This window comes from Paenibacillus sp. FSL P4-0338 (assembly GCF_038002365.1).
GTDB lineage: Bacteria > Bacillota > Bacilli > Paenibacillales > Paenibacillaceae > Paenibacillus_AQ.
Map to the genome: position 1 here is coordinate 272,053 of NZ_JBBOCG010000001.1, position 15,061 is coordinate 287,113.

General features: G+C 54.3%; 14 protein-coding genes. 10 read left to right on the top strand and 4 right to left on the bottom strand.

The features are described from left to right. Nucleotides 1-106 precede the first annotated feature (106 nt). The 3 genes from MKZ07_RS01100 to MKZ07_RS01110 are packed head-to-tail and all read left to right on the top strand — an operon-like array spanning nucleotide 107 to nucleotide 2,471. Nucleotides 107-1,039: an alpha/beta hydrolase gene (locus MKZ07_RS01100; RefSeq protein ID WP_341024037.1), complete on the top strand. Its 933-nt coding sequence runs from the start codon at nucleotides 107-109 to the stop codon at nucleotides 1,037-1,039. Beyond that, complete coding sequence (locus MKZ07_RS01105; protein WP_036695926.1) at nucleotides 1,036-2,058, top strand: aminoglycoside phosphotransferase family protein; 1,023 nt, start codon at nucleotides 1,036-1,038, stop codon at nucleotides 2,056-2,058. Before MKZ07_RS01100 ends, MKZ07_RS01105 begins: the two co-directional genes overlap by 4 nt. Nucleotides 2,059-2,084: 26 nt before the next feature. Beyond that, nucleotides 2,085-2,471: an iron chaperone gene (locus MKZ07_RS01110; protein WP_036695975.1), complete on the top strand. Its 387-nt coding sequence runs from the start codon at nucleotides 2,085-2,087 to the stop codon at nucleotides 2,469-2,471. Between the two features lie 143 nt (nucleotides 2,472-2,614). Here MKZ07_RS01110 and MKZ07_RS01115 read toward each other — a convergent pair whose 3' ends face one another. Next, nucleotides 2,615-4,306: a M3 family oligoendopeptidase gene (locus MKZ07_RS01115; RefSeq protein ID WP_036695929.1), complete on the bottom strand. Its 1,692-nt coding sequence runs from the start codon at nucleotides 4,304-4,306 to the stop codon at nucleotides 2,615-2,617. A 380-nt stretch (nucleotides 4,307-4,686) separates the two neighbouring features. Here MKZ07_RS01115 and MKZ07_RS01120 point away from each other — a divergent pair, with 380 nt between their 5' ends. From MKZ07_RS01120 to MKZ07_RS01135, 4 genes are all read left to right on the top strand, one after another. After that, the gene (locus tag MKZ07_RS01120; RefSeq protein ID WP_036695930.1) at nucleotides 4,687-4,962 is read left to right on the top strand and encodes a CD3324 family protein; all 276 of its coding nucleotides are present in this window, start codon (nucleotides 4,687-4,689) and stop codon (nucleotides 4,960-4,962) included. A gap of 208 nt (nucleotides 4,963-5,170) precedes the next feature. Next, entirely contained in the window at nucleotides 5,171-5,608 is a 438-nt protein-coding gene (locus tag MKZ07_RS01125) for a LytTR family DNA-binding domain-containing protein (RefSeq protein ID WP_036695977.1), read from the top strand. 34 nt (nucleotides 5,609-5,642) lie between these two features. Beyond that, entirely contained in the window at nucleotides 5,643-6,098 is a 456-nt protein-coding gene (locus tag MKZ07_RS01130) for a DUF3021 family protein (RefSeq protein WP_036695932.1), read from the top strand. A 157-nt stretch (nucleotides 6,099-6,255) separates the two neighbouring features. After that, nucleotides 6,256-7,563, top strand: a complete 1,308-nt coding sequence (locus MKZ07_RS01135; RefSeq protein WP_076154835.1) for an amidase — start codon at nucleotides 6,256-6,258, stop codon at nucleotides 7,561-7,563. A 55-nt stretch (nucleotides 7,564-7,618) separates the two neighbouring features. On the opposite strand, the gene MKZ07_RS01140 is transcribed toward MKZ07_RS01135, so the two are convergent. Continuing rightward, on the bottom strand, nucleotides 7,619-8,908 hold the full coding sequence (locus tag MKZ07_RS01140) for a S8 family peptidase (protein ID WP_076154833.1): 1,290 nt from the start codon (nucleotides 8,906-8,908) through the stop codon (nucleotides 7,619-7,621). Nucleotides 8,909-9,073: 165 nt separating this feature from the next. Here MKZ07_RS01140 and MKZ07_RS01145 point away from each other — a divergent pair, with 165 nt between their 5' ends. Together MKZ07_RS01145 and MKZ07_RS01150 are read left to right on the top strand one after the other, a co-directional pair. Further along, complete coding sequence (locus MKZ07_RS01145; RefSeq protein ID WP_051493645.1) at nucleotides 9,074-9,436, top strand: hypothetical protein; 363 nt, start codon at nucleotides 9,074-9,076, stop codon at nucleotides 9,434-9,436. 440 nt (nucleotides 9,437-9,876) lie between these two features. After that, complete coding sequence (locus MKZ07_RS01150; protein WP_036695983.1) at nucleotides 9,877-11,280, top strand: NAD(P)-binding domain-containing protein; 1,404 nt, start codon at nucleotides 9,877-9,879, stop codon at nucleotides 11,278-11,280. A 107-nt stretch (nucleotides 11,281-11,387) separates the two neighbouring features. Here the strand turns inward: MKZ07_RS01150 and MKZ07_RS01155 are convergent, their stop codons facing one another. Then, a complete protein-coding gene (locus tag MKZ07_RS01155) occupies nucleotides 11,388-12,476 on the bottom strand; it encodes a low temperature requirement protein A (protein WP_341024042.1) in 1,089 nt (362 codons plus the stop codon). Between the two features lie 192 nt (nucleotides 12,477-12,668). Between MKZ07_RS01155 and MKZ07_RS01160 the strand changes: the two genes are divergently transcribed. Then, entirely contained in the window at nucleotides 12,669-14,510 is a 1,842-nt protein-coding gene (locus MKZ07_RS01160; protein WP_341024044.1) for a UbiD family decarboxylase, read from the top strand. A gap of 339 nt (nucleotides 14,511-14,849) precedes the next feature. Here the strand turns inward: MKZ07_RS01160 and MKZ07_RS01165 are convergent, their stop codons facing one another. Continuing rightward, nucleotides 14,850-15,035, bottom strand: coding sequence for a hypothetical protein (locus MKZ07_RS01165; protein ID WP_036695943.1), 186 nt, complete (start codon nucleotides 15,033-15,035; stop codon nucleotides 14,850-14,852). Between the last annotated feature and the right edge of the window lie 26 nt (nucleotides 15,036-15,061).

The window sequence follows — 15,061 nt, forward strand, 5'->3', positions numbered from 1 at the left end:
ACCTGATAATACATAGACAACATAATTGTCTACCATTAATATCCAAATCCATGATATTGTTTAATGTAAGCGCTACGATTGTAGCGGAGAACGGGAGGCGGCCGATATGAAAGGTTCTCGAGGCTTCAGGCTGTATCTGTTTCTGATCATACTGTGTATAATGCTGGGAGGTTGTTCACGGAACTCAGGCGAAGCGTCTGAAGAGGCGGCAGACAAGGTTGAGATGGCACCCTTGCAAAGCCCTGGCGTTCAGAATCTGGTTTTTCAAAGTGAGGCCCTGGACCGGGAGATGCGGCTCAGTGTCTATCTTCCTACAGGTTATAATGCCTCTCAGCGTTATCCGGTCCTCTATTTCATCCATGGCTACGGCAGCCGGGAGACGGATATGTGGGGTGGGCTGGAGCTTCAGCAGAATGCAGACCGACTGATAGAGGCCGGTCAAATCGAGCCGCTCATAATCGTCGCTCCACAGATGGACAACAGCTATGGGCTGAATGCTGTAGCTAATCCAGGTAATCCCGCAGCGCTGGGCGGTGAACGCTATGAGGATTATTTGGTCAAGGATGTTGTGGAGTATACGGATACGCATTTCAATACTCTGCCTGAGAGCGGTTCCCGCTATATTGGCGGCATATCGATGGGCGGTTTTATCAGCCTGCATTCGGCGTTTTTGCATAGCGATATCTATAGTAAGGTTGGCGGGCATAGCCCGGCGCTGTTCCTGGATGACTGGTCTCTTGCCGGAGGCGAGAACGGCCTGGTCCAGCTTCTCTATCCGACGGAAGCGCTGCGGCAGGAGCGTGATCCGCTTCTTTTGGCGCAGAACAGGGACTTATCGAAGTTGAGTATCTACCTGGACTGCGGGGCGGAGGACAGCTACCGGTTCTATGAAGGCACAGAGCAGCTGTATACCCTGCTTAAAGGAAAGGGCGTGCCGGTGGAATATCACCTCAGAGCAGGCCAGCATGACGGGGACTATTGGAAGAGCCATATGGACGAATATTTGAAGTTCTATGCCGGGAGGACGAAGGGATCATGACGCTAACGAATTACAATTTGAATTTTGAAAAGCTGTGTGCTACATATAAGTTGGGCTTACTGAGTGGGGTGCCGGAGCAAATCTCCGGCGGTTTCCTCCACCGGATGTATCGTGTGACCACGAATCAGGCAGAGTATGCAGTGAAGGCGCTCAACCCGCAGCTCATGCGGAAGGAAGCTGTGATGAACAACATGATAGCAGCCGAGAAGGTAGCCGTGCAGGCCCGCAGGCAGGGAGTGAGCGCACTTCCTGCACTTCTCCATGAGGGAAGCTGTATACATGAAGCGGACGGGCAATATTATCTGCTGTTCCCTTGGATAGAAGGCCGTTCCGTCTCTGCGGCTGAAGCGGGGCTGGAGCACTGCATTCTGATCGGACAAGCTCTGGCTGACATCCATGCGGCGGATTTCACCCCCCTCCATAACGAGCTCCAAAGGGACAGCACAGCGGAGGAATTGCGGACAGATTGGCTGGGGTATGCCTTGCAGGGTGAAGCAATGGGCCTCTCGTGGGCTGTACCCCTTAAGGCTAATCTGGACAAGCTAAGCTGTTATGGCAAGCAGGTCAACGCCGCTATGACGGTCCTTGGCGGGAACAGAGTCATCAGCCACCGGGATCTGGACCCGAAGAATGTATTGTGGAGCTCTGAAGGTCAGCCCGTGATCATTGACTGGGAGGCCGCAGGCTGGGTTAACCCGGCGCAGGAGCTGATGGAAGTAGCGCTCTATTGGTCAGACTTTGAGAGTGGTCACATCCGTATGGCAGATTTCTGTGCAGTGATTCATGCTTACCGTAATCAAGGGGGAGAGATTACTGATCCCTGGCCAGAAGTGCTGAGCAGCGGCTTCCACGGTAAAATAGGCTGGCTGGAGTATAGCATTCGGCGGTCTCTGGGACTGGAAGGGCCGGATATTTCCGAGCGGGAGCTTGGAACGAGCCAGGTACTGCCTACCCTGCAAGCGCTGAATGACTATGCCGGTTTCATTCCGGTATGCCTGCAATGGCTTGAAGATCTATGAACCAACCCAAGGGAGATGAAGCCGAAGTGGACAAGAATAAAGTTACCTATGAATCGGTTGACCAGTATATTGCGGACTTTGCGCCGGAGGTCCAGGAGCTTCTGCAGACCTTGCGTAAGGTCATTTCGGAAGCTGCACCGGAGGCAGTGGAGAAGATCAGCTACCAGATGCCGACCTGGTTCCTGCATAAGAATCTGGTGCATTTTGCCGCCTTCAAGAATCATATTGGGTTCTATCCTGCACCCCGGGGAATTGAAGCCTTCAAGGAGGAGCTAGCGCAGTACAAAGGAGCCAAGGGTTCGGTACAGTTCCCCCTCAAGGAGCCGCTCCCCTATGATCTCATTGCCAGAATCGTCAAATTCAGAGTAGAGGAGAATCAGCAGCAGGCCGCAGAGAAGGGGAAGAAGAAATAAGAGAGCGTGCTCATATCGATCCAACTTAAAATTAGGGGCTGTCCCGAAGCCATGAACCGGCTACTTGGGACAGCCCCTAATAGTTGACGCTGTGCTTGATGGTGAATGTAACTTAATTGTATTCGGTGTATGAATCCTCGCCCCTACAGCGCCTTATCGTCTATGCTGTTCAGCCAGCCCTCAATCTCACCGATGACAGAGCCGATACAGCCATCCTCGAACGGGGAGGTTAAACCGGCAAGCTTCACCAGCTCCGTGAAGGAGCGGCTGCCTCCGGCCTGGCAGAGCTTCAGATAATCCGGCCAGGCCGAGGTGAAGTCCTCATTCGAGCGTTTCCAGAACTGGAAGGCGCAGAGCTGGGCCAGGGTATAGTCAATATAGTAGAACGGAAGACGGAAGATATGGGCCTGCTTGTGCCAGAAGCCGCCTTGCTCCAGATAAGCATTGCCGTCATAATCACGGTGGGGCAGATATTTTCGCTCAATGTCCCGCCAAGCCTGTTTGCGTTCCTGCGGTGTAGCTTCGGGATGCTCGTACACAAAATGCTGGAATTCATCCACAGATACGCCGTAAGGAATGAACTCCAGACTGTCCGCCAGGTGGTTGAAACGGTACTTGTCCGCCTCCTCCTTGAAGAACAGGTCCATCCATGGCCAGGCGAAGAACTCCATACTCATCGAATGAATCTCAGCGGCTTCGGAGGTCGGGAACGTATATTCAGGAACCTCCATATTCCGGCTGGAATACGCCTGGAACGCATGCCCGACCTCATGGGTCAGCACATCGATATCCCCGGAGGTACCATTGAAGTTGGAGAAAATAAACGGAGCACGGTAGTCGCTGAAGAAGGTGCAGTAGCCGCCGAATTCCTTGCCTTTTTTGCTGACCAGATCCATCAGCCCGTTCTCCTGCATGAAGCTGAAGAATTCACCGGTCTGCGGGGACATCTCCTGGTACATCTTCGCACCATTCGCCACGATCCAGTCCGGGTCGCCCTTAGGGGTAGCGTTGCCGGAATTGAACTTAATACCCTCATCGTAAAATTTCAGTCCGTCCAGCTGAAGGCGTTCGCGCTGGCGCTGCTTCAGCTTCCCCGCAACCGGCACGATATGCTCATGCACCTGCTTGCGGAAGCCCGCCACCATCTCAGCATTATAATCGGTACGTCCCATCCGGTCATACCCGAGCTCCACGAAGCTCTTGTATCCCAGCTTGGCAGCGATTCCTGCCCGGACCTTCACCAGCTCGTCATAGATCCGGTCGAATTCGGGTTCATGCTCTGCCATGAAGGCATTACGGGCCTCGAATACGCCTTTGCGAACTTCACGGTCCGTGGAAGAATCGAACGGAATCAGCTGTGCCAGCGTGCGTTCTTCGCCCTGGAACATGATTTTGGCGGACGCGATCAATTGGGAGTATTCGGAGGACAGCTTATTCTCCAGTTGCAGATCTTCAATTACTTCAGGACTGAAGGTGCGTAGTGAGATCTCGGCCAAGCTTAGGAGCTGTGTTCCCCATACCTGCTCGAACTCGGCTCTGTACTTGGAATTGACAAGGGCTCTGTAGTAATCCGTGATGTATTCCTGGATCACCGGTCCGGTCTCGTCCATATAATCCTGCTCTGCCTTGTAGAATGCATCCTCCGTATCGATGGAGTGGCGGACACTCACGAGGGTCTCCATCGTATCGAAGCGGCTGCGCAGCTTATTGATTGCTGCCACGGCAGCCTTTTGCTCCTCCAGATTGCCTGTCTCCAGGTCCTTTAGCAGAGTGGTGAACTCCTGCTTGAATTGCTCCACATCCGGCCGTTCGTATACATATTCTGAGAATTTCATTTGCTGTATCGCATCCTTTCTTTACCATATAGTTTCTATTATATAATCGGCGCCCGCAAAAAACTAATGTTCTTCCGGTAATATTTGATTATAGCTAAATGCTATACTTCTGGCACAGTGCACATCCGTTGTTGAACCAATATGGAAATTATTCTAGAATAGAGTTAATCTGCACCAATTCCAGAATCCCGGGAGGTGATGGCCATGTTTCGGATGAGTCAGTATGTGAACGGCACGCTCCATGCAAAGCCTGTGAAATAACTAAGGCGAAAGCTTGGCATGGAGCGGATTTATTCGCCTGAAGTATGTTTTAAGTAATACAGTTATTTACACAGGCTTTGCCCTTAAAAGATTAATAAATTTTAAGGAGCGAGCCAGATATGCAATGTGTAAATGCAGCAAAGCTGTTGCCAGACCACCTGCTGAAGGAGATTCAGCAATATATTCAAGGGGAAGCCCTGTATATCCCAACCTGCAAGAGTAAACGCAGAAAATGGGGCGAAAGCTCAGGGGCAGCCGATTACTATAAAGTCCGCAATGCTGAGATCCGTAGCCGCTTCCAAAAAGGTGCAGAGTTGGACCAATTGTGTGAGCAATACGGCTTATCTATCGATAGCATCCGTAAAATTGTATATTCCAAGAACCCGCAGAGCTGATCTGCGGGTTTTTTGCTGCTTATATAACACGGCGTCGTCGGCTGAAGCCTGCAATTAGGCGGACCAGTTAGAGAGCCAACCAAGGAATTGAACCAACCAAACCTGCAGCTTGAACCCGCCAGAGTGCAGCTTGCGCAAAGGCCATTGTATAAGTCTTTTGACAAAAATATACTGTAGTTGTAGGGAGAGAATGCAGGAGGCGGTGGCGGTGAAAATCACGATTGAGCAGGTTCCGGAGGGCGGTGAGCCTGAAATTATTCTGAGGTGCAATGACCCGGATGAAGACTTGCTGGCGCTGATCCACTCGGTGAACACAGGCCCCAGGAAGCTGATTGGTATGACCGGGCTACAGATGCACATCATCCATCCGTGTGATGTCTATTACTTCGAGGCGGTGGACCATAAGGTGTTCATCTACTGCCAGGAGAAGGTGTATGAGTCGAGGCTGAAGCTGTATGAGCTGGAGACGGAGTATGAGTCTGGTGATTTTTTCAGGGCCTCCAAATCCAGCATCCTGAATGTGGCCAAGATCGAGTCGCTCCGCCCGGTGCTCTACGGAAGATACGAGGCGCTGCTGCACAACGGTGAGAAAGTCCACATCTCCAGACAATATGTCCCGGTGCTCAAACGGAAGTTAGGGTTATAGCTGTGCTGTCAAGACTTGAATAGGAGGGAAACTCATGATTACAACCAGAAAGTATGTATCTTTGTTCGTGAAGGATCTGCTGGTGGCTTGCGGGGGGCTGATGGTGCTTGCGGCGGTTGTGCTGGCTCTGAATGCTACGGAGATGATCCGGGGCTCGCTGCTGGTGCAGCTGTTCCTGGGGGCGGCTGCTTTTACCTGCTTCCGGTATGCGCTGGTGAATACGTATGAGGTAGATCCCAAAGTGCAGACCATCAGCTTCTATCTCTGCTTCATCCTTGCGGATGTGCTGGTAATTCTCTGGCTGTGGCAGTTCGCGGACGGCCCGCTAATGGATAAGGGAGTGCTGGTACCGTTCGTCATTGTCATTCTGGTGGTCAAAACTATGGTGTACGCAATGATGCACATCGACGGGAAACGGGAAGCCAAGCAGCTTAATCAGAAGCTGAATGAGTATAAGCAGAGCGGAGATCAAGGAGACAAAGAGCTTTAGGAAGCTCTTGTGATAGGGAACATGAAAGCCATCTTGGAGGGGAGGCGGCCCGGGTGGCTTTTTTGGCGCTGAGAAAGCTTGGGAATTTCTGTTACCTTATGCAGTCTGAAACGTAATAAGCCAAATGCTATACATAATATTCCATGGAGATGATCTAATGTTGCTTCACAAGGTATCCCTGACAGAAATGATGAGCCGGATGGATGAACCCGGATATTCACCCGGAACTGTACTTAACCAGTACTTGGAGCGTTACAGACAGCTTGAGCCGCATATCCATGCGTTTGTCCCTGAGGATGAGGTTGAAGTGCGGCTGGATTCGGAACAAGCTCTGCTGCAAAGTATGTACAGCGGAGATGAGCGTAACCCGGCCTTATTCGGCATTCCTGTAGCCATTAAGGACCTGCTCCATGTGGACGGTCTGCCGACCCGGGCGGGATCGCAGCTATCCGCTGAGCTGTTAGCCGGTGCCCAGGGGTCTCTGGTCACTAAGCTGCGTGCTCTCGGGGCCGTGATTGCAGGCAAGACGGTGACCGAGGAATTTGCCTACAACGGACCCATTGCTACGCGTAATCCGCATAACACCGCGCATACTCCCGGCGGGTCCAGTGCAGGCTCCGCCGCAGCGGTGGCTGCGGGGCTCTGTCCGCTGGCAGTGGGCACACAGACGCTGCGTTCGGTGATCGCCCCGGCGTCCTTTTGCGGAGTGGTCGGGTTCAAGCCCAGCTATGGCCGGGTTCCGCTGGATGGTGTGCTGCTGTTCTCGCCGTCTTTTGACACGGTAGGGTTCTTCACGCAAGATTTGCCTGATATGGAGGCTGCGGCAGCCTTGCTTGTCCCGGACTGGGAAGCTCCTGCTGCCCCAATCTCCCGTAAGCCGGTTCTGGGTATCCCTAAGGGAGTCTATATGGAGCTGATGAGTGCGGAAGTCAAAGGGGTGTTCCAGGCTCAGATTACAGGGCTTGAACAGCTTGGATATGAAGTCCGTTATGTCCAAATGCCGTGGGAGGATGAACTCATCTACGGCAATGCCATGCTGCGCTTCATTGAGGGTGAGCTGGCACGGGAGCATGAAGATAGATTCGCGGAGCATAGAGTAGAATACGGTGTCCCCGTGCAGGAAGCGATCCTTAGAGGACAGCAGATTCCGGAGGAGGAGCTGGAGCAGTACCGCACCCGGCAACGGGAGCTGCGGCGCGACTTGATGGAGCTTATGGACCAAGAGGGAATCGACCTGTGGGTCTCTCCGGCCCAAGGGGGGACTGCACCGAAGATCGAGGAGCGGAATACGGGCTGGGCAGGGATGCCTGCGGTCTGGGGCTTCGCGGGAGTGCCCACGGTCACTCTGCCTGCGGCAACGCTTGAAGGGATGCCGCTCGGCTTCCAGTGTATAGGGAGATATGGAGAAGACGAGATACTGTTAGCCTGGGCGCGCCAGCTATGGCCGCAGCTGTCTGAGGAGTAACCGCTCCCCGAAGAATAAGGAGCGGTTACTGTACCGGTTATTTTGTTTTGGGGAGCTAAAGTCTCACTTTGTGGGGTTTCTTGGGGGAGCAGCGCCGTTTCAGGAATCGTACGTCGATCTCCCCGCTTCCGCCGGTATTAGGCTTCAGGCGGAGAGGGAAGGCGTTACGCTTCAGCAAGAGCTTCACCTGGCGCGGCGTAAGACAAGGCGCAAGCTGGAGCAGCTGTGCGGCGGCACCGGACACGATGGGCGTGGAGATGCTGGTGCCGGACAGCTTGAAATACCGCTTGCCGACCTTATTGCGCGGCAATTCACGGACCAGCTGGGAGCCGGGGGCGCGCAGCGAGATCACTGAATCGCCGGGGGCGACCAGATCCGGCTTCACTCTGCCGCCGGGGGCGGGCCCGCGGCTGGAATAGACAGCGATCCGGTCATCCTTCTGCGTCAGCGTCCGGCGGTCATTGACAGCACCGACGGTGATCGCGGAGGGGCTGATCCCTGGGGACTCAATGGTCCGGCGCCTAGGGCCGGCATTGCCGGCGGCGATGACTACGGTGAGGCCGGCTTTGACGGCTTTTTCAACGGCCTGAACGAGAAGGTCATCCTTGATATGCGGAGCCACCGGTCCGCCGAAGGACATGGAGAGGATGCGCAGCCTCAGCTTTTTGCGGTGGGTAATGCAGTATTCAATGGCCTTGATAATGGTGGAGTCATAGCCGTCCCCATACTTATCGAGCACCTTGATTCCGACAATTCCCGCTTCCGGCGCGGGTCCCCGGTACTTGCCCCGGCTGGACCAGCCGTTACCGGCGGCATCCCCGGTGATATGCGTGCCGTGTCCGTTGTCATCATACGGGCATTTCCGGTGATTGATATAATCCTTGAACGCCAGAATGCGGTTCACCGGCCGGGTCAGGTCGGGATGCGGATAGACTCCGGTATCGAGCACAGCGATGTTGATGCCTTTGCCGGTAAGCCCTCTTGAACGTCTAACTGCTGTAGCGCCTATGGATGGAGTTGCAATGTTGAGCGTAGCTTTCTTAATGCCGTCCAGATAGACTTTATGGACTCCGTTCCAGCGGCATACATACTCCAGACATTTCAGGGATACCTGTGAAGCCACGGCCTGATGAAGCCGCAGATGATGCTTGACCGGGAGGACATGCCGTCCCAGATGCTTCCTTAGTTCGCGGAGCCGCGCCGGAGTAAGCGGTTGTCTGAACTGTATGATCACCGGTATAGCTGCTTTTGTAGCAACAGTGGAATAAGCTCTGCGGATCTTATGCTTTAGGGGCCGATTGAGCTTGGCGGCGTGACGCCTGGCCCATGATGGTTTACTCTTCATAATGTAATCACCTCTATGAAGCAGTGTATGCGGCCAGCTGCCTCGTGGGTACGAAACCAGGAATGAGTACAGCGATACATTTATGCAAATAACAGGCAATAACGCGTTTCGGCTGATTCTTCTCTTGCATTTACTACTGTATTCCAATAGAAAGTGGTGAAGCAAATGAAAGAATCAGAGAAGAAGGCATTGCTGGCAAAACGTCAACTGATGGCTAAAAAAGCAAGAGCAGCGGCGGTAGTAAGACCCAAGAGACGGCGGATCAGACAGGTGCTTAATAATTTCATCGTGCTTGCCGTGAACAATAACAATGTCCCATATGAAACGCAGGACTGGAAGGCTACACTGACCCGGAGCTCCGGCACTGTGATCACGGCTCAATTCGATGAATTCGGCGTCGCCCAGTTCAATACGATCAGTACGCTGACAACGGTCAGCTACACGCTCCGGATTATCGATGCGGATAATGTGCAGCGCACACAGAAGTTCGTCCCGTCGAACCGCGAGTTTTTTGTAGCACGCTTCTAACTAACAACAGCGCGCCCGGATTCATTGAGGGCGCGCTGTTGTCTTAGTGTGTCTGAAATAATAGATACTATAGAGGATCACCGGAATGATCAGGAAGTTGGCGGGCTGGATATAGAGCAGGAAATCGAGCAGTTTGCTGACGCAGCTTATCATTGAGAGCACGGAGCTTGAGCTGATGGGGACGGCTCTTTTTTGCTGATACGCGTAAGATAATATTCCATTTGTCAAGCGTTAAGGGGAGCTGACGTTGAAATGTTGGCTTAATGTACAATCCCGTCCACTGAATTCAGCTCTTATGACAATAAACCTTCCATCGATATTCAAAAGCGGGGGCATACCCTATATAATATCGCCATAGATGTATATCAGGGATTATGGAATAGAATGCAAAGTGAGCAGCAGCTATGAGCTGAAGATGCCCCGGAAAGGTCTGAGGAATGATGAGCCTGGAAGCCTTGAATGAACGTGTGAACACGGATCTCTCTTACCTCGCCTATGGCGGCGCGGACTGGGTTCGCCCTGTGGAGCATGATGAAGGCCATGTCTATGATGTCGTGATTGTGGGCGGGGGCCAGAGCGGGCTTGGTGCGGCTTTTGGATTACTGCGTGAACGGATCTCGAATCTGCTGATTATCGACGAGAATCGTGACGGGCTGGAGGGGCCTTGGGAGACCTATGCCCGGATGGTGACGCTGCGTACGCCCAAAGCTCTGACCTCGATTGATCTCGGCATCCCGTCGCTGACCTTCCGTTCCTGGTGGGTGGCTCAGCATGGGGCGGAGGCCTGGAGTGAGGTGGATAAAATCCCGCGCGGGCAGTGGATGGAGTATCTGCGCTGGTACCGGCAGATTCTGAAGCTGCCGGTACGTAACGAGGTGCGGCTAATGCTGGTCGAGCCTGGTGACGATGGAATCTACCGCCTTCAGGTTACAAGAGCGGGTGCGCAGGCCGAAACACTGCTGGCCCGTAAGGTGGTGCTGGCTACCGGCATTCAAGGCGGAGGGCAGTGGCATGTTCCGCCGATGATTGCAGATCATCTGCCGGAGCACCTGTACGCCCATACCTCCCGGCAGATTGACTTCGCTGCCCTTCGCGGCAAGCGGGTGGGGATTCTCGGCGGCGGGGCGTCCGCCTTCGACAATGCCAATTACGCGCTTCAGGAGGGAGCGGCTGAGGCCCAGGTCTTCGTCCGCCGGACGCAGCTTCCGGGGGTGAACCCGATCCGCCAGATGGAGGGCTCGGGCATGATTGAGCGGTTCCATACCCTGGCGGATGCGGACAAATATGCGGTCATCTCGCATTTCTTCCAGTATAATCAGCCGCCGACGAGCGATACCTTCCGCCGCGCAGCGGCATGGCCCGGCTTCCAGCTGCACCTCGGCTCGCCGTGGCTGAAGGTGGAGGCTTCAGGGGAGCAGGCGGTGGTGACTACGCCCGCCGGAGAGTTCAGCTTCGACTATCTGATCGTCAGCACGGGCCTGCTCAGCGATCCTGCCCTGCGGCCGGAGCTGCGGCAGGTGGAGACTCATATTGCCCGCTGGAGCGACCGGTACACAGCGCCTGTGGGATCGGCGAATCCGCTGCTGGATGCGCACCCGTATCTTAGCCCCGGCTTTGAACTTCAGAGCCGGGATGAAGCAGGCCGCAAGCTGCTGCATGGCGTATTCGTGTTCAACTATTCCGCTCTGGCCAGCTGCGGGTTATCGGCATCGGCCATCTCGGGCCTACGAAATGCGATTCCGAGACTGGTCAGCGGTGTGGCCGACCAGCTCTTCCAGGATGACCGGCAGCAGATCCTCCAGGCTTATTATGATTACGATGAGATTGAATTTACAGGCCAGTAAGACGGCCGGAAGAGGCTGTACCTGAGGCGGGCAATGACCTCTGGTGCAGCCTCTTGGCGTGCAGAGCGAATAGATTGGCCTTGCCTGAGAGCTGACTGGCTGACGGGTCAGGCAGTAATCCTGGCGTACAGTGCGAAGAACAGCGCCAGCTCGCCCATGATCAGTACATTCGGTACATGGACTAGAAGATCAAGCACATAGAAGCAGGCCAGAATGAGGGTCAGTAGTGCCAGCGGCTTCATTCCCAGCTGGTGCTGCTTATGCCTGTAGACCTGAAAGACCAGTGCCGTGGAAGCGAAATAGAGCAGCACGGAGCCGAACAACAGGTTCAGCATCTGCCCATAATGAAGCTGATCCAGGAACAATAGCTGGATTGACGCAGCAAGCATACACAGCGACAGATAAATGAACAGATGCCCGTAGATAATCGTCTGCCCGGCAGTCTGGATATGCATATCGACCTTCTTCTCCAGGTTGTCATAATACTGCCACCATATAGCGATGATTAGCACAAAGGTGAGCGCAGCGAAGCCGACAGATGTTCCGGTCCAGCTGCTGGATTGCAGCACGGCGAGAATGCTGACCACGGATTCGCCGAGCAGGATCAACGCGAACAGGGAGAAGCGCTCCAGCAGATGATGGGTATTGGCAGGGGTCTTCACAAGAATCCGCCGTCCGGTCAACGGGAGAAGCACATCCAGCACAATCCCGGCATACAGCACCGCATAACGGAGCCAAGAATCGAAGAACAGGGAGCAGGCCGAAATCGTAAGTCCAATCCAGAAGCGTGATCCCAGATAGCGGGCGGTGCTCCGCAGATGCCCGCTTTCTCTGGAATGGCTGTAATGATACTGAACCGCGGTCATGATCCGGAGTCCGAGGTAGCCAATCAGAAACGGCAGATAGTTGGCATCGAAATCTACGGACAGGCTGGCTGTCATAATCAATACGAAGAACAACTGGATAATCAGAAAAATCCGGTGCATCACCGTATCCTGACCATAGCGGTTAACGAAGAGCGTCTGGCCGACCCAGGCCCACCAGATCGGGATGAAGATCAGTACGAATTTGCCCAGTGTCTCAAGGGACAGGGTCTCGTGTTCTACATGCAGCAGCACATGGCTGGCTTTGGAGACCGCAGCGACAAACAGCAGATCGTAGAAGAGCTCCAGCCAGGTTACCTTTTTGATGATCATTGCGTTAGTCTCCTTTGCTTGCCTAATGTTTGCCCGGAGCCGTCCGGTTTACAAGTATAATAATGGCTCTCCACAGAAGAAGGCAAGAATATCTGTGACAACTGGAGAGGTTGCCCTGGCGGCAATTGACCTGACGGACACACTCATTGATAATAAAGAGGTTCATATTCTTGAGAGAATGGGAGTAGAAGCATGTCATATCGCAATATGGAAGAATGTATTATTGACCTGGAGAAGCACGGGCATTTAATTCGCATACATGAAGAGGTGGACCCGCATCTGGAGATGGCGGCGATACATATGAAGGTCTATGAGGCGGGCGGTCCCGCTCTGCTGTTCGAGAAGGTCCGGGGCTCGAAGTACCGGGCGGTCTCGAATCTGTTCGGAACGATCGAGCGCAGCAAGTTCATCTTCCGCGACACGTGGGAATCGTCGCAGGCGGTCATCGCCCTGCGCAGCAATCCCATGAAGGCGCTCAAACAGCCTTTAAGGTATATCGGTACAGGCCTTGCCGCCCGCAAAGCGCTGCCGATCAAGAAGGGCAGCGGCGTGCCTGCCGGGTTCGAGGAGATTCAAATCTCCGATCTTCCGCAGATTAAGCACTGGCAGGGCGACGGAGGGGCGTTCGTCACGCTTCCGCAGGTGTACTCCGAAGATCCCGATAAGCCGGGCATTATGAACTCCAATCTGGGGATGTACCGTATCCAGCTTAGCGGCAATGAATATGAGCTGAATAAGGAAGTGGGCGTCCATTACCAGATTCACCGCGGCATCGGCATTCATCAGGCCCACGCGAACAGACGCGGCGAGCCGCTTAAGGTCAGCTGCTTCATCGGCGGTCCCCCTGCGCATACGCTCTCGGCGGTGATGCCGCTGCCGGAGGGCTTAAGTGAAATGACCTTTGCCGGGCTGCTCTCGGGGCGTCATTTCCGCTACAGCTATGTAGACGGCTTCTGCGTCAGCAGCGATGCCGACTTCGTGATTACCGGAGAGATTCATCCCGGGGAGACGAAGCCGGAGGGGCCGTTCGGCGATCATCTGGGCTATTATAGCCTGACTCACCCGTTTCCGGTGATGAGAGTACACAAGGTTTATGCCAAAAAAAGGGCCATCTTCCCCTTCACGGTGGTCGGCCGTCCACCGCAGGAGGACACTGCCTTTGGAGAGCTCATCCATGAGCTGACCGGCGGGGCGATCCGCTCGGAGATTCCCGGCGTGAAGGAGGTACATGCGATAGATGCTGCGGGCGTGCACCCGCTGCTGTTCGCGATCGGCAGTGAACGGTATACCCCGTATCAGCAGCTTAAGCAGCCTGCAGAGCTGCTGACGATCAGCAACCGGATTCTCGGAACCGGCCAGCTCAGTCTGGCGAAATATCTGTTCATCACGGCAGAAGAGGACAAGCCGGTCAGCACGCATGATATCGCCGGGTTCCTGACTTACATCCTGGAGCGGATCAATCTGCGCCGCGATATTCACTTCCAGACGAACACAACGATCGATACGCTGGATTATTCCGGCACCGGGATCAACAGCGGAAGCAAGGTGGTCTTCGCAGCCGTAGGGGAAAAGAAGCGGAGCTTGTGTACGGAGGTGCCTGAGGTTCTTCAGCGGGTAGACCGGGGCTGGGGTCCGGCGGCCATGATTATGCCGGGCATCGTTGCCATGCAGGGGAAGCCGTTCCGGGATTACTCCTCGGCGGCAGAGGAAATCTCCGCTCTGAGTGCTGCCATTGCAGCGCAGGGGGCGCTTGATTCCTGCCCGATGATTATTCTGTGCGATGACAGCAGCTTCATGTCGGAATCGCTGAACAACTTCCTGTGGGCGACCTTCACGCGCAGCAATCCTTCCCATGACATCCATGGGGTGAACAGCACGGTAGAGCATAAGCACTGGGCCTGTGATAATGTGATTATCGACGCCCGGGTGAAGCCGCATCAGGCGCCGCCGTTAATTCCTGACCCCGAGGTGCAGCGGAGGATTGAGCGGGTATTTAGTGAAGGAGCAAGCTTGGGTGGACTGCGGCGGCCGTAGGGAGTGAAGCAGCACTTCTATAACTGCTGAAACCGCTGAAACCGCTGAAAAGAGGGGTTGTATGGCTGAGCTATTCGGGGTGCTTTTCGAAGTTATGCTGGATCTCCTGCTCTACCGAAAGGACCGTAAACGGAGAAGAGAACGAAGAAGACAGAGAAGAATAGAGCGGAGAATGAAAAAGCAGGGGCGTTTGTAGACGCCCTGTCTTTCATTTGGTGGTTGTTAAAGGTTAGGCGTATAAACGTCATTGTTTGTTGTGATGACGTTTATATGTTTTTTGTCGTGGCCGAAAAAATGTATGCGAAAAACCGAGCTCATTCGAATGTAAAGTGTAGCGGCTCAGTTCTGGCTGCCTGGCCATGTGTAGGTCTTGATGATGTCTGGGCTGCCGTCTATTCTATGAAGGTTGAAGGTGAAGACATTGTCTGTGCGTCCGGTGAAGTAGATATAGTCCCCCGGGAACATGGAGTCGGGCTGCTCTACCTCGCGCTGGCGCTCCGCACTGAGCAGTTGCTTGTATAACACAGTCTGCTTACCGGTAGTACGATCAA

What these genes read in the sequence shown, in the direction of transcription:
- MKZ07_RS01100 (WP_341024037.1), top strand. Translation starts at nt 107, where the DNA reads ATGAAAGGTTCTCGAGGCTTCAGGCTGTATCTGTTTCTGATCATACTG.
- MKZ07_RS01105 (WP_036695926.1), top strand. Translation starts at nt 1,036, where the DNA reads ATGACGCTAACGAATTACAATTTGAATTTTGAAAAGCTGTGTGCTACA.
- MKZ07_RS01115 (WP_036695929.1), bottom strand. Translation starts at nt 4,306, where the DNA reads ATGAAATTCTCAGAATATGTATACGAACGGCCGGATGTGGAGCAATTC.
- MKZ07_RS01120 (WP_036695930.1), top strand. Translation starts at nt 4,687, where the DNA reads ATGCAATGTGTAAATGCAGCAAAGCTGTTGCCAGACCACCTGCTGAAG.
- MKZ07_RS01130 (WP_036695932.1), top strand. Translation starts at nt 5,643, where the DNA reads ATGATTACAACCAGAAAGTATGTATCTTTGTTCGTGAAGGATCTGCTG.
- MKZ07_RS01135 (WP_076154835.1), top strand. Translation starts at nt 6,256, where the DNA reads ATGTTGCTTCACAAGGTATCCCTGACAGAAATGATGAGCCGGATGGAT.
- MKZ07_RS01140 (WP_076154833.1), bottom strand. Translation starts at nt 8,908, where the DNA reads ATGAAGAGTAAACCATCATGGGCCAGGCGTCACGCCGCCAAGCTCAAT.
- MKZ07_RS01145 (WP_051493645.1), top strand. Translation starts at nt 9,074, where the DNA reads ATGAAAGAATCAGAGAAGAAGGCATTGCTGGCAAAACGTCAACTGATG.
- MKZ07_RS01150 (WP_036695983.1), top strand. Translation starts at nt 9,877, where the DNA reads ATGAGCCTGGAAGCCTTGAATGAACGTGTGAACACGGATCTCTCTTAC.
- MKZ07_RS01155 (WP_341024042.1), bottom strand. Translation starts at nt 12,476, where the DNA reads ATGATCATCAAAAAGGTAACCTGGCTGGAGCTCTTCTACGATCTGCTG.
- MKZ07_RS01160 (WP_341024044.1), top strand. Translation starts at nt 12,669, where the DNA reads ATGTCATATCGCAATATGGAAGAATGTATTATTGACCTGGAGAAGCAC.